The following is a 14,000-nucleotide window of genomic DNA, read 5'->3' on the forward strand; positions in this document are numbered from 1 at the left end:
TAGTCGTTCTTCTGAAAAAATAACTTAGTCTCCACCACCTCCGCAATCTCCTCCACTATCACTTGAGCTACTACAATCGTTGCTACTGTAATCACCCAATCCACTTGATGAGCTTGCATAATAAGAAGAATTTCTTTTCTTTTTTTGTACTTTTTTTCCACCATTCTTATTAGTTGATAGTAATGTTCCAAACACTAAAACATGTACTAACATAGCTAACATTAAAAAAATAATAAGTACAAATACATGTAAAGATAAATTTGAAACTGGTAACTTAATTAAGTTAATAAAAATAATACCCATGACAATAAAATACATAACATTCGCCGCATCTATTAAACCACTTGCAATTTTAGACCTAGGCTTCTTTTTCGTAACTACTAACTCATGTTTACTCCTTATCACTCCTCTTTGTTTTTTATGCTTCCTTCGCTTACTTTTTCTGCCCAATCTAATCCCTCCCTTCCAAAGTTTATATAATTCTAAATTATCACAATCACTAATTATTTATAGTAATATACAACAAATTTTTACAATTTTTTTATAAAAAAGACCCTCCTCATAAAGGAAGGTCTCAAATGTATTTCTATTATGATAAAGCAGGAGCTTTTTCAAGAAGCTCTTTCGCATCAGCGTATTGTAAACCGTGAGCTTCTGCAACTGCTTCGAATGTTACATATCCGTCTAATGTGTTAATACCTTTTAGTAATGCAGTATTGCCTAGGCAAGCATCTTTGTAGCCTTTGTTCGCAATTTGTACTGCATATGGTACTGTTACGTTTGTTAATGCAAGAGTTGATGTACGTGGAACCGCACCTGGCATATTAGCAACTGCATAATGAACAACGCCATGCTTTTCGTAAGTTGGGTTGTCATGAGTTGTAATGCGGTCAGTTGTTTCGAAAATACCACCTTGGTCAATCGCGATATCTACAACGACAGAACCTGGTTCCATTGATTGAATCATTTCTTCTGTTACAAGTTTTGGCGCTTTTGCACCTGGAATTAATACCGCACCAATAACAAGGTCAGATTCTTTTACAGCTTCTGCAATGTTGTATGGGTTAGACATTAACGTTTTTACTTGGTTACCGAAAATGTCATCTAGTTGACGAAGACGTTCTGCACTTAAGTCGATGATTGTTACATCTGCACCTAAACCTACTGCAATCTTCGCTGCGTTTGTACCAGCTTGACCACCGCCGATAATTGTTACTTTGCCGCGTTTTACCCCTGGAACGCCTGCAAGTAAAATACCTTTACCGCCTTTGTTTTTCTCAAGGAATTGTGCACCGATTTGTGCAGACATACGACCAGCTACTTCACTCATAGGTGCAAGTAATGGTAAAGAACGATTGTCTAATTGCACTGTTTCGTATGCAATTGATACAACTTTGTTATCAATTAATGCTTTCGTTAATTCTGGTTCTGGAGCTAAGTGTAAGTATGTGAATAAAATTAAACCTTCGTGGAAATAACCATATTCACTTGCAACTGGCTCTTTTACCTTCATAACCATATCTTGATTCCATGCTTCTTCAGCAGTTTCAACAAGTTTCGCACCAGCTTGTACGTATTCTTCATCTGTAAAGCCTGATCCTATACCTGCTCCTTTTTGAACAAAAACTTCATGACCATTTTGTACTAAATGTACTGCTCCCGCTGGCGTCATTGCCACGCGGTTTTCATTGTTTTTAATTTCTGTTGGAATACCGATACGCATTATTAGTTCCCCCTTGAGTTATGAAATGACCCCTGAATCATTTTTTAAAGCGCTTTCTACGCTCTTATATTTTAACATAATATCTCAATATTTGACAAAAAATAATACAAGTTTTCCGATAGATTTAATTTTACATTAAAGGACAGTATTATCCGCGCCTCTCAGCGTACAAGATAAACTGTCCAATTACTCGAAACTTCACTTTATTCCGCTCTATCGATGTCTATGAATAACATCTACTGCACCAGTTACTTCAATAATTGTACCGGTAATCATATCGGAATCGTCCTCACATAAAAACGAAATCGTTCTTGCGATATCTTCACCTGTTCCAGATCTACCAATTGGTGTGTTATGTTCTTTCAACTGACGTGCCTCTTGAATCGTCGCTTCTTTCATTTCACCAATAATATCACCAGGACATACCATATTTGCAGTGATACCATATTCCGCTTCTTCGTAAGCAACTGTTTTCGTTAATGAAACAAGTCCTACTTTCGCTGCTGCAAAAGCTGAACGATAAATCCATCCTGGTGCGCTATCTGCTCCTTGGAATCCGTAATTAATAATACGACCAAAGTTCTGTCTTCTCATAACAGGAACGACAAGTTTCAACAAATGAAACACCGCTGTTAAATTACCCTGAATCATTTCATTCCATTCGTCTTCTTCATAATCAACTAACTTTTTTCGTTCAAATACATATGGACCAGCATTATTAATTAAAAAGTCAATTTTTCCAAAACGGCTTATCGCTTCTTCTACTATTTTATGTAAATCTTCTTTTTTCGTGACATCCGCTTGCACGAATTGTAGACGCTCTTCCATATTTTTATATGTTTCTTTCATCGTTTCCATAGCAGCTATATCGCTATGATATGTTACTGTTACTGAATATCCTTTAGCCAATAGCTTTTCTGTTACTTGCTTTCCTAAACCTTTCGTACCGGCTGTAATGAGCGCGTGTCTCACAAACATGCCTCCTTTTAAATTGCTATACTTCATATGTAACAAGTTCTCGCACCAATTACAACTAAAATGAATTGAAATAAAGTTTTCAAAATTCTGTAACGTTTCCGACAAGCACATTACCAAAATTTGTTTTATAATAAAGTTGTAAACGGTAATAAAAATGATTGGGAGGAATTTACTATGAATAATACATATACAAATATTTTAATCGCGGTGGATGGTTCTAAAGAAGCAGAAAAAGCCTTTAAAAAAGCAATTCAAGTCGCAAAACGAAACGATGCAACATTAACAATTGCTCATATCGTTGATGTAAAAGCATACTCAGCAGTAGAAGCTTATAGCCGTGCAATTGCTGAACGTGCAAATCTATTTGCAGAAGACTTATTAGAAGACTACAAAAAAACTGCGCTTGAAGCTGGTCTTGAAAAAATTGAAACTGTATTAGAATTTGGTAATCCTAAATCTAAAATTTCAAAAGAAATCGCTCCAAACCATAAAGTAGATTTAATTATGTGTGGTGCAACTGGTTTAAATGCTGTTGAGCGTTTCCTAATTGGTAGCGTCTCTGAACATATTATTCGCTATGCGAAATGCGATGTCCTTGTTGTTCGTGGTGATGAGGAGCAAGGTGATCTTTAATTCATAAATAAAACACCAAGTCCACTTGTTTTACTGAAGGATAAGGGAAATGAAGCTTGAGGCTCGAATGAACGATAAATACATGTTGTTAAACAATGATAAGAAAAGAAAAAAAGGAGTGGGTAATCCACTCCTTTTTTTCACGACATGGATTTTAAAATCCTCATTTTCCAATTGATTGTTTAATCAATTTTAAGCTATATTCTACTTAATTCTTTGAGCGATTGGATGGTTATCTTTTAGTTGTAATAAATCCCATAAATTACCGTATAAATCCTTGAATACTGCAACTATTCCATATTCTTGCTCTTTCGGCTCTCTCACAAATTCTATTCCTCTTGAAATCATTTCATTATAATCTCTCCAAAAATCGTCAGTATTTAAGAAAAGAAACACTCTGCCGCCTGATTGGTTACCGATAAAAGAATCTTGCTCAGGTTTAGATGCTCTAGCCAGTAATATTGTGGTGCCGACTGAACCAGGAGGAGATACCACTACCCATCTTTTGTTTTGCTCTGGCTGATATATATCTTGGACTAATGTGAAATTTAGTTTCTTTGTATAGAACTCTATTGCCTCATCGTAGTCTTTTACTACTAATGCGATATGAACTATTGATTGAACCATTATTATCCCTCCTATTATTACTGAATAAGCAAATTATAGTATAACATTGCTTGCTTTCATCTATCTATTAGCTTAATAACATAGGCTCTTGTTTTTCTTCATTTCACATACTTCACTATAAACACAAGACAAACAATCACTACAACAGCTACTGCCAGCACATATGGCGGTAAGAACTTCAAAGACCATAATGCCATCATAATCGTCGCAACCGTTAAGTATGTTTGCTTTGCATCTTCTGTCATTTTTTTACGAAGCAAGAACACATACAAATAACCGATTGGCGGCGTGATAAAGCACAGAACATATATGATTTTAGATTTTAAATACCATTTTTGTTCTCCAAGTTTCTGTATATCTTCTTCTATTCTCTTATGCTCTTGTTCTCTCGCTTCTTCTACAAGCGGATCTTCCTCTTCTCCTCGCTTTTCTTTCATATAAGGAAGAAAGTGCATGAAAAAATAGTATGCAAATACGAACGCTCCAAATCCAATATCTAATCTTTCTAATGGAATATGCTCACTAAAAAAAACAGCAGTAAGCGATAAAGACAAACAGTACGTCATCATCCAAAAGGAACGTTTTCTCTTTTTCCGTTCCATTTCTTTTTTATTTTGTACATGTTTTCTTTTCGAAAGCCATATCGAAATACAGCAATCTACTATAAATAGAATAAAGATAAATATCCCAACCTGTACTGTTTCTACATCCTTAAATGAAAAGATGTTTGGGAATGCAGCGTGTAATACAATTAATGTGTACAAAATTATCCCTATAAAATAAATACGTCTCATTTTCCATTCCTTTCTTATTTCCTAACTTTAGGTTAACATACATTTTTTAGAAATAGACGGACAAAATATAGATGTTAAAAAAAGGAGGATGCTACATGGATGATTCTGAACGTATTATTTTAGATGTGAATGGAAAAGAAATTGAAATGTTAGAGACGATTCGTGCACATTTTAAAGAGACACATGGAATTGAACTAAGTAACGGTGCATTACTACGAGATTTAATGGATATTGAGTATATTCGAATTACGGAAGATCGACATAAGTATGATTAATCGATACATTATAAGTCTGGAGCACATTGCTCTAGGCTTACTTACATTCACACGAAAAATGTTATAATTAGGAAAAAGTGTGGAGGATACGAAAATATGAAATCTGAAAATATATCAAAACATTTTCATACATTACATGTACAAAGGAACGAGTTCCTTCCTCAGCTCCATTCACTATCACAAGAAGAACTATGGTATAGAACAGAGGACAAAAAATGGTCTACTGGTGAACACTTTTATCACTTATATTTAATTGCAAAGATGCTCAAAGTAGCGATTAAATTCTCTTTCACTCTTATCCCTTATGCAAAGCTAAGAAGAAATACCCCATTTGCAACTGACATACATGACATTTATGCCGAATATAAAGAAAAGCATGGCAAGGGAATGAGAGCTCCTTGGATTTTAATCCCCTCAAAAAAAGTCTATCACTCTATGAATGTAACTGAATTAGAACAATTACTTACACGTGAAACAGATGAAATAAAAAAGCTCGTTCAAAATATAGAAGAAAATATTGCAGGACATATCGTATTTTTCGATCCAATTGCTCACTACCCTAACCTGATTCAATCTATTCAACTATTAGCGATACATGAGAAACATCATTTTATGATTATGAAACATAACTATGAAATGATAGATACTCCCCTAAAAATCTAAATACAAAAAGGTAAGGTACTTTCTAAAAAAGCACCTTACCTTCTATATTATGCATCATTTAATACCTACAAACTCTACAGTTAATCCCTTCGCCTTCTCCAAAGCTTTTTCAATTTGCTCAAACCCAGTCCCGCCAGCACTGTTACGACGTTTCACAGCTGCATATGGTGAAAGAACTTCATACAAATCTTCTTCAAATAACGAACTCATTTCTTTATACGTTGCAAGTGGTACATCTACTAAATAAATTCCTTTTTGTGTGCAGTGTAGCACTAGCTTCCCAACAATTTCATGAGCTTGACGGAATGGTAGTCCTTTACTTGCTAAGTAGTCAGCAATTTCTGTTGCGTTTGAGAAATCTTTGGTTACAGCTTGCCCCATCTTTTCTTTGTTGACAGTCATCGTTTCTAGCATGCCTGCCATAATATGAAGGCACCCTTCTACTGTTTTTACTGTATCAAACATTCCTTCTTTATCTTCTTGTAAGTCTTTATTGTAAGCGAGCGGTAATCCTTTCATAACTGTAAGTAAACTAAATAAATTACCGTATACTCTGCCTGTTTTACCACGAATAAGTTCCGCCATATCTGGATTTTTCTTTTGCGGCATAATGCTGCTTCCCGTTGCGTATTGATCGCTCATTTCAATAAATTGAAACTCTTGGCTACTCCATAAAACAAGTTCTTCGCAAAAGCGTGATAAGTGCATCATAAGCATAGATGAGTTACTTAGGAACTCCAGTATGAAATCACGATCACTCACTGCATCTAAACTATTTTCATAGATTCCATGAAATCCAAGAAGCTCCGCACTATATTCTCGATCAATCGGAAATGTTGTCCCAGCTAACGCTCCTGCTCCTAATGGCGAAATGTTAATACGCTTTAACGAATCTTCATAACGATTCACATCACGCTCTAACATCCAAAAATAAGCGAGAATATGATGAGCAAATGAAATTGGCTGGGCGCGCTGCAAATGCGTATAACCAGGCATAATGGTTTCAATATTATTTTCTGCTTGATGAACAAGAACAGTTTGCAATTGTTTTGTAGCTTTTATAATATGTTCTACTTTTTCTTTTAAATATAAATGCATATCAGTCGCCACTTGATCATTACGGCTTCGGCCAGTATGAAGTTTCCCTCCTACTTCACCGATTTGTTCAATTAACATTTTTTCAATGTTTAAGTGAATGTCTTCCGCTTCAACTGAAAAATGTAATTTATTTTGTTTCGCTTCTTCTAATAAATATTGAAGCCCTACCTTTATTTTTTCAGCTTCTTCTTTCGTAACGATGCCTTGCTTTGCTAGCATCGTTACGTGCGCAATACTTCCCTTTATATCTTGATTTACTAATTGTTGATCGAAGGAGATGGACGCTCCGAACTCTTCAACCCATGCTTCCGCTTCTTCTGTAAAACGTCCGCCCCAGAGTTTGCTCACGCTTCCACCTTCTTTTGATTCACTTGGCTGTATACTTTCGTCGGTAAACCGAACAATGAAATGAATCCAACTGCTGCTTCATGATTAAATTCGTCCTGGGCAGTATATGTTGCTAGTTTTTCATCATATAAAGAGTACTCAGATTTACGTCCTTCTACAATCGCATGGCCTTTAAATAATTTCACGCGCACTGTACCTGTTACATTCTTTTGCGTTTCTTGTAAGAATGCATGAAGTGCTTGTTTTAAAGGAGAGAACCATAAACCGTTATAAATAAGTTCTGTTATTTTCTGCTCAATCACCGGTTTAAAATGAGCTACTTCTTTTACGTGCGTTAAATCTTCCAGCTCTTTATGTGCTGTGATTAACGTCATTGCAGCTGGGCATTCGTATACTTCACGCGATTTAATACCAACAAGACGATTTTCTACGTGATCGATACGTCCAACGCCATGTTTTCCAGCAAGTGCATTTAACGTTTTAATTAGTTCTGAAAGTGAATATGCAGTACCATTTAAAGTCGTCGGTACGCCTGCTTCAAAACCGATTTCTACAAACTCTGGTTTATTCGGTGTATCTTCTAATGCCAATGTCATCTCATATGCATCTTCTGGCGGCGCTGCCCATGGATCTTCTAAAATGCCACATTCGTTACTGCGTCCCCATAAATTTTGATCGATTGAAAACGGGCTATCTAAATTAATCGGAATTGGTACATTATTTTCTTTTGCATAGGCAATTTCTTCTTCACGTGACCATTTCCATTCACGTACAGGCGCAATCACTTCTAAGTAAGGATTTAATGCTTGAATAGAAACTTCAAAACGAACTTGATCATTCCCTTTCCCTGTACATCCATGTGCAACTGCAGTCGCTCCTTCTTGTTCTGCAATTTCTACTAATTTCTTCGCGATAAGCGGGCGTGATAACGCAGAAACGAGAGGGTATTTCCCTTCGTATAACGTGTGCGCTTGCATCGCCATCAATGCATATTCATTTGCAAATTCTTCTTGAACATCAATCATATATGATTTAATTGCACCTACTGAAAGTGCCTTTTCTTTTACAAATGCTAAGTCTTTACCTTCCCCTAAGTCTAAACAAAGCGCGATAATATCATAATTCTTCTCTTGTAACCATTTAATTGCAACGGAAGTATCAAGACCTCCGGAATATGCCAATACCACTTTTTTCTTCTCCATTTTGCATCCCCCTAAAGAATAAATATTCATTTTCTTTTATAATAATTCACACTTTAACACCTTTCACAAAATGTATCAAGAGTCATTTTCAAATTTTTTCAAACAATTTCGTCGAGCTTCTTTCTGTTTTCATGTACAATATAAGCAGGAAAACGGGGGTGAACTTATGGAAAAATATTTCTTATACGATGATCATCTAGGAATTGAAATTCCTCATTTACAAGAAGATTGGGAAGATATCCCCGAAAAAATGCAGCATGCTATTTTATTGAAATGGGAACAAGTTCGCGGAAAGATTCCTGATCGAATAAAAGAACTCGAGCACTCTATTAATGCAAAACAGCATCATTTAAATAACGAAGAAGACTTCGAAATTTCTTGCAAACTGAATTCAGAAATTGCCGATCTCGCTTCCATCATTAATGACCTTTGGCTTTGGTATCGACTCACTCAAAATGTATCTGAGGGGAAGGCACACCAATGAAAAAAGCATGCCCCTCAATTACTTTGGGTCATGCTTTTTTGTCGTAACACGATTTACAATATATTTCTTGCGCTGTTTTTGCCAAACATACATCAAATGGACCAACTAATATACTTCTTTCTTTCGGTAACTTTACAAAAGCAACAAGCTCTTCTTCATATTGAATCTTTTTCTGACATGAAATGCATGTTAATTCTTTTCTTTTGAACATGTCTTTTAGCATATCTCCACTCTCCCCTTTATCTATCTATATTAATATACTCTCATAATAGTTAAGATTTGTAAAAAAATGACACATTCCAAAGTGAACGATTCATATACTGTGTACAACAGGAGGTCTAAAATTTATGCGCGCTTTCGTTATTATCGCTTTAACATTTTTAAGTGTGATTAGCTGGGATACGTTTTTTAAAGATAAAAGTGATGAAAAGAATACAACTGAATAAAAACTCTTTTTTTCTTACTTATTGGACAAACTAAAAAAACTGTCCAACTTAGCGAAATAACTTAGGCTTTTCTACAAAAATATTTAAACATAACAATTTTTGTAGATTCCCTCCGTTTATTGTCGGTTTCCATCCGCATACATTTTTTGAAAGTATGATATAATAATATAAATCTTGAAGGAAGGGATTTTGATATCATGATCGCTCGAAGGAGCATGTGGCATCGTATTGACGAATCATACACGTAGCGTATTTTTCAGCTCAGATACTTTAGTCTAGCGAAAAAAATACGAGAGTGGGGAAATTATGATTGCCCGAAGGATAATTTGGCAAAAAAAAGACTCTTCTTACACATAGCGTTTTGTTTAGGACTTAATTGTTACTAGCTAAACAAAACAAAGAAGAGCAGGATTGCTAAATGAAGAATCCTACTCCACGTTTTGTTTAGTCGTTTTAAGACTTAAACTAAAACGAAGGTAGGGAGAATTGATGGACGAGAGGATTATTCGTTATTTCTTCAGCGACATATAGCGTAGTTAGTTTTTTCGTAAACTAACTGAAAGCTACATGTGAGCTCGTAGTTAGTTTACAACACAAACAGGACTACTAACTACGGAAAGAAGGAATAACGATGAGGAACATCCAAAGTCGACAAATTATTAAAGAAATTTTTATGGTTTTAATCGGTTCATTTATTTTAGCAGCAGCGCTATATCACATTCACTTCCAAAACCACTTAACAGAAGGTGGCTTTGTAGGAATTGCACTATTCATCCAAAATTTTTATGATATTTCACCATCTATTTCAACTGTAATTATGGATATCCCAATTATTTTACTATGTGCTTCATTTTTAGGTAGAAAAATGGTTGGCTATTCATTCCTAGGTTCGATTTCATTCGGAGTATTTTATTCTCTTATGGAAAATTATTCTCCATTTACGGTCGATTTATCAAACAATTTATTTATAGCTGCAGTAGTTGGCGGTGCATTAGCTGGTATTGGACTCGGTTTTATATTGCGATTTGGCGGTGCAACCGGCGGGGACGATATTTTAACAATTGTATTAAGTAAACGAACTCGTTTTACAATTGGGCAAATTTTCTTCGTCTTTGACGCGATTGTTCTTGCGCTTTCATTATATTATTTAAATTGGACAGAAATTGCTTTTACTATTCTTTCGATTGCCGTACAGGCAAAAACATTGGATTTAATTTATTATCCAAAAGCAGAGAAGAAAGCAGAAAAGCAACCAGTATCTATTCCAATGTCCAAAAAGCATGCAACAAATTAAAAAAGCGAAAGGCTTCGGCCTCTCGCTTTTTTTTATACTCTTTTTTCCTTCTCGACTATGTGGCGCACTTGATAAAATCTATTTGCAAATTCAGTAACGTTTCTTGTTAAACGATAATTCACTGTAGACCCAATTGCCATTCCAATTACCGGAATACCTTGGAATAATTTACGACGAAGAGCATAAATCGAAAATGTTTTCAAAATTTGTTTTAACACAACTTCAGTAGAAGCTGGTTGTAACACCGCTTCGTCTCCTTCGTAGAAGAACGAATCTTCTTGCTCTAGCTCTTGCAGTAAATTGTACCATGCGTATTGCTGAAGCCTTCCTGGTAGTAATGACGCATGAAACACCTTTAGTGCAAGCATCATTTCATAAGGCTTGTTCACATCATGTCCAAATGATGTAGCAATAAGTTGGACTGCCTTCACATTTAACGCGATCATAACCGGAAAATCAGCTGTTAATAATAATAAACCTCCAGCACCCGTTGCTCCGCCTTGTACGAATGAATATAAGCGATGTCGTGCTGTTTGCTGCTCTGCTATGTATGTTAATTGATCAATAGATAACGCTTTTAAATCTTCCAGTTGTTCAATCGATTCATCAAATAATCTCGACGTTCCTAAAATACGATTACGTGCATCTAACTGTGATTGTGAGCTTTGAATCAATGCATGCAAATGAAAGAGCCATCCATCTGCTTTCGTAAAGAAATCTTTTCGTTTTTTCTCAGGTAATTTCGCAATTGTCGTATGTACCCATTTATCAAACATTTTTTGAAAATCAGTCGCTTCTTGCTCAACTAATTGCGATTCCCATTCTTTTATATTGTCTAAAATGGCTTGTTCTCGCTTCGATCGCATCGTAACAACCACCTCGTTCGATTTTTTTCTATTGTAACATATTTCTGCTTATTCTTTGCAAATATGCTTGTCTATCTTGATTCACATACCATTTTTTAATGACATAAAATATTAACAAAAAGGATGAGATGAACCACATGAATCTATCCAATATAAAAAAAGAATATAATGCAGTATTCAGCTTAGGGCAAAACTGCTGGCCTGCTTGGGCTTTATATCAATTCAAATTATCACCATTTTTTGGTGTTATCGATTTTATGCTAAGCCCTTCATTAGAAAAAGTGAATGTATTATTACAAAATCGATTTGACCGTTTTTTACAGTTCGAAAACTTATCCTTCATCTCATTTTGGGATGATAATGCGAAATTAAGACTCCGTGATAACTTATATGAAATCGACTCCTGCCATGATTTTAAAACAGATGTAAACACACCAACTTCTTGGCCTTCTTATACAGAAATTAAGTTAAACTATGAGCATCGAATTCATCGTTTTCTAACTACAATTGAAACGGAAGAATCCATATTGTTTATTCGAACTGGAGGAACATACGAAGAAGCGCGTTCCTTGGAACACATTTTATCTCAAATAGTTAAACATACATTCTCTGTCCTATTACTCATTCCTGAAGATGTACCAACTGTTGTAGAAGAAGATTGGGGATTACAAAATATTTGCGCTATAAAATGCCCTATTATGGATGTATTTCAGTATAATGAAGCATTTTGGAATGACTTATTTGATGGAATAACGATTAGACCACAGGCTTAAATACACGACACCTTTTATTACAAAACACATTATAATCATGCTTATACAAAATAAATAAGGAGTGATTGCAATATGTATCCACGTGCAAAAGCTTTTGGTCTTGCTATACATCAAGGTCGCCTTCTCGTACAAGAATATCATACAGGCGATGAAACATTTTACCGACCTCTTGGTGGATCAATTGAACTTGGTGAAAAATCAGCACATACCGTTATTCGTGAATTTAAAGAAGAGCTTCATACAGAAGTGGAAATCACCAATTATTTAGGATGCTTAGAAAACATCTTTCATCTTGATGGAGAAATGGGTCATGAAATCATTCAACTATATTCTGTATGCTTATTAGACACATCACTATATGAAATGAAAAAAATGAATATACAAGATGAGCAAACAGTATCGTATGCGAAATGGATTCCCATTACAACTTTCATTCAGAATGAAAAAGTACTATATCCAGATGGAATTTTAAACTATATCCAAAAGAAAAAAGACGAAATCCTATAGGATCTCGTCTTTTTTTATATAATATATTAACCAATATCTCCAAGACGTAGTACGTCACGAGCGATCATAACTTCTTCGTCAGTTGGAATTACGATAATTTTTACTGGAGAGTGTGGGAAGCTGATGAATGCTTCTTCACCGAATACGTTATTACGTTTTACGTCGAAGTATACGCCCATGTACTCAAGGCCTTCTAATACACGCTCACGAATAATTGCACTGTTTTCACCTACACCAGCTGTAAAGATGATTGCGTCTACACCTTTCATACGAGCAGTGTAAGAACCGATGTATTTGTGGATACGGCTTACGAATACATCAAGTGCTACTTTCGCACGGTGGTCGCCTTCTTCTTCTTTCGCAATGATGTCACGTAGGTCACTAGAGTAACCAGTAAGACCTAACATACCACTCTTCTTGTTTAATACGTTAACTACTTCTTCTACTGTTTGGCCTGTTTTTTCCATGATGTATGGAATTAACGCAGGGTCAATGTTACCAGAACGTGTACCCATTGTTACACCAGCAAGTGGAGTGAAGCCCATAGAAGTATCGATAGATTTACCGCCTTCTACTGCTGCGATACTTGCACCGTTACCTAAGTGACAAGAAAGTAAGCTTAAGCTTTCAAGTGGACGACCTAATAATTCAGCCGCACGCTCAGTTACGTATTTATGAGAAGTTCCGTGGAAACCGTATTTACGGATGCCGAACTTTTCATAGTACTCATATGGTAAGCTGTATAGGAATGCAGATTCCGGCATTGTTTGGTGGAATGCTGTATCGAATACTGCTACTGCTGGTACGTTTGGTAATACTTCTTGGAATGCTTTAATACCAACAAGGTTTGCTGGGTTATGAAGTGGTGCTAAATCGCTTAATTCTTCGATATCAGCTAATACTTCATCAGTAATTAAAACAGAGTCAGCAAATTTTTCGCCGCCGTGAACAACACGGTGACCGATACCGCCAATCTCATCTAGAGATTTAACGATTCCGTTTTCAGTTAATTTGTTAAGAAGCATATTAACTGCTACTGCGTGATCTGGAATGTTTGTAATTTCTTTTTGTTTTTCGCCATCTACAGTAATAGTGAAGATACTATCTTCTAAACCGATACGTTCTACTAAACCTTTTGTTAATACTGTTTCACTTGGCATTTCAAATAATTGGAATTTTAAGGAAGAGCTTCCTGCGTTAATCGCGATGATTTTTGACATCTAGTCTTTCGCCCCTTTTTCTCTTGGTAGTTGTGTGGATATGTCCACAAACCGCTCGATTTTATCTAA

At 35.6% G+C, this 14,000-nt stretch carries 17 protein-coding genes; 7 read left to right on the plus strand and 10 right to left on the minus strand.

From position 1 onward, the window contains the following. Positions 1–24: 24 nt before the first annotated feature. The 3 genes from ACHZK0_RS22500 to ACHZK0_RS22510 all read right to left on the minus strand — a co-directional run bounded on the left by ACHZK0_RS22500 (position 25) and on the right by ACHZK0_RS22510 (position 2,728). Positions 25–450 (minus strand): hypothetical protein, encoded by a 426-nt coding sequence (locus tag ACHZK0_RS22500; protein ID WP_375810561.1) that lies wholly within the window; start codon positions 448–450, stop codon positions 25–27. Positions 451–589: 139 nt separating this feature from the next. Continuing rightward, entirely contained in the window at positions 590–1,723 is a 1,134-nt protein-coding gene (gene ald / locus ACHZK0_RS22505) for an alanine dehydrogenase (protein ID WP_001219387.1), read from the minus strand. 213 nt (positions 1,724–1,936) lie between these two features. Continuing rightward, entirely contained in the window at positions 1,937–2,728 is a 792-nt protein-coding gene (locus ACHZK0_RS22510) for an SDR family oxidoreductase (RefSeq protein ID WP_262740136.1), read from the minus strand. 147 nt (positions 2,729–2,875) lie between these two features. Between ACHZK0_RS22510 and ACHZK0_RS22515 the strand changes: the two genes are divergently transcribed. Beyond that, on the plus strand, positions 2,876–3,334 hold the full coding sequence (locus ACHZK0_RS22515) for a universal stress protein (protein WP_063260721.1): 459 nt from the start codon (positions 2,876–2,878) through the stop codon (positions 3,332–3,334). Positions 3,335–3,538: 204 nt separating this feature from the next. On the opposite strand, the gene ACHZK0_RS22520 is transcribed toward ACHZK0_RS22515, so the two are convergent. Together ACHZK0_RS22520 and ACHZK0_RS22525 are read right to left on the minus strand one after the other, a co-directional pair. Next, positions 3,539–3,961, minus strand: a complete 423-nt coding sequence (locus ACHZK0_RS22520; protein ID WP_063260720.1) for a VOC family protein — start codon at positions 3,959–3,961, stop codon at positions 3,539–3,541. Between the two features lie 98 nt (positions 3,962–4,059). Beyond that, positions 4,060–4,755 (minus strand): hypothetical protein, encoded by a 696-nt coding sequence (locus tag ACHZK0_RS22525; RefSeq protein WP_262740137.1) that lies wholly within the window; start codon positions 4,753–4,755, stop codon positions 4,060–4,062. A gap of 95 nt (positions 4,756–4,850) precedes the next feature. Between ACHZK0_RS22525 and ACHZK0_RS22530 the strand changes: the two genes are divergently transcribed. Then, positions 4,851–5,030: a hypothetical protein gene (locus tag ACHZK0_RS22530; protein WP_052943339.1), complete on the plus strand. Its 180-nt coding sequence runs from the start codon at positions 4,851–4,853 to the stop codon at positions 5,028–5,030. A 96-nt stretch (positions 5,031–5,126) separates the two neighbouring features. Continuing rightward, positions 5,127–5,693 (plus strand): DinB family protein, encoded by a 567-nt coding sequence (locus ACHZK0_RS22535; protein WP_270606001.1) that lies wholly within the window; start codon positions 5,127–5,129, stop codon positions 5,691–5,693. 54 nt (positions 5,694–5,747) lie between these two features. On the opposite strand, the gene argH is transcribed toward ACHZK0_RS22535, so the two are convergent. Next, the gene (argH, locus tag ACHZK0_RS22540) at positions 5,748–7,139 is read right to left on the minus strand and encodes an argininosuccinate lyase (protein ID WP_262740139.1); all 1,392 of its coding nucleotides are present in this window, start codon (positions 7,137–7,139) and stop codon (positions 5,748–5,750) included. Next, a complete protein-coding gene (locus tag ACHZK0_RS22545; RefSeq protein WP_073516716.1) occupies positions 7,136–8,341 on the minus strand; it encodes an argininosuccinate synthase in 1,206 nt (401 codons plus the stop codon). Before ACHZK0_RS22545 ends, argH begins: the two co-directional genes overlap by 4 nt. Positions 8,342–8,507: 166 nt before the next feature. On the opposite strand from ACHZK0_RS22545, the gene ACHZK0_RS22550 reads away from it, so the two are divergent. Continuing rightward, positions 8,508–8,825, plus strand: a complete 318-nt coding sequence (locus tag ACHZK0_RS22550; RefSeq protein WP_063245305.1) for a hypothetical protein — start codon at positions 8,508–8,510, stop codon at positions 8,823–8,825. A 28-nt stretch (positions 8,826–8,853) separates the two neighbouring features. Here ACHZK0_RS22550 and ACHZK0_RS22555 read toward each other — a convergent pair whose 3' ends face one another. After that, positions 8,854–9,048 carry a hypothetical protein gene (locus tag ACHZK0_RS22555; protein ID WP_262740140.1) on the minus strand — a complete coding sequence of 65 codons (195 nt, stop codon included), beginning with the start codon at positions 9,046–9,048 and terminating at the stop codon, positions 8,854–8,856. Positions 9,049–9,902: 854 nt separating this feature from the next. Between ACHZK0_RS22555 and ACHZK0_RS22560 the strand changes: the two genes are divergently transcribed. Continuing rightward, the gene (locus ACHZK0_RS22560; RefSeq protein ID WP_001244511.1) at positions 9,903–10,565 is read left to right on the plus strand and encodes a YitT family protein; all 663 of its coding nucleotides are present in this window, start codon (positions 9,903–9,905) and stop codon (positions 10,563–10,565) included. A 32-nt stretch (positions 10,566–10,597) separates the two neighbouring features. Here the strand turns inward: ACHZK0_RS22560 and ACHZK0_RS22565 are convergent, their stop codons facing one another. Next, positions 10,598–11,431 (minus strand): EcsC family protein, encoded by an 834-nt coding sequence (locus ACHZK0_RS22565; protein ID WP_262740141.1) that lies wholly within the window; start codon positions 11,429–11,431, stop codon positions 10,598–10,600. 137 nt (positions 11,432–11,568) lie between these two features. On the opposite strand from ACHZK0_RS22565, the gene ACHZK0_RS22570 reads away from it, so the two are divergent. Together ACHZK0_RS22570 and ACHZK0_RS22575 are read left to right on the plus strand one after the other, a co-directional pair. Then, positions 11,569–12,204: a DUF1796 family putative cysteine peptidase gene (locus tag ACHZK0_RS22570; protein WP_163096271.1), complete on the plus strand. Its 636-nt coding sequence runs from the start codon at positions 11,569–11,571 to the stop codon at positions 12,202–12,204. A gap of 72 nt (positions 12,205–12,276) precedes the next feature. Beyond that, the gene (locus ACHZK0_RS22575; protein ID WP_270341879.1) at positions 12,277–12,711 is read left to right on the plus strand and encodes an NUDIX hydrolase; all 435 of its coding nucleotides are present in this window, start codon (positions 12,277–12,279) and stop codon (positions 12,709–12,711) included. Between the two features lie 26 nt (positions 12,712–12,737). Here the strand turns inward: ACHZK0_RS22575 and ackA are convergent, their stop codons facing one another. Then, positions 12,738–13,931 carry an acetate kinase gene (gene ackA, locus ACHZK0_RS22580; protein ID WP_262740144.1) on the minus strand — a complete coding sequence of 398 codons (1,194 nt, stop codon included), beginning with the start codon at positions 13,929–13,931 and terminating at the stop codon, positions 12,738–12,740. Between the last annotated feature and the right edge of the window lie 69 nt (positions 13,932–14,000).

Source organism: Bacillus sp. 3G2, from assembly GCF_044324725.1.
Classification (GTDB): domain Bacteria; phylum Bacillota; class Bacilli; order Bacillales; family Bacillaceae_G; genus Bacillus_A; species Bacillus_A mobilis.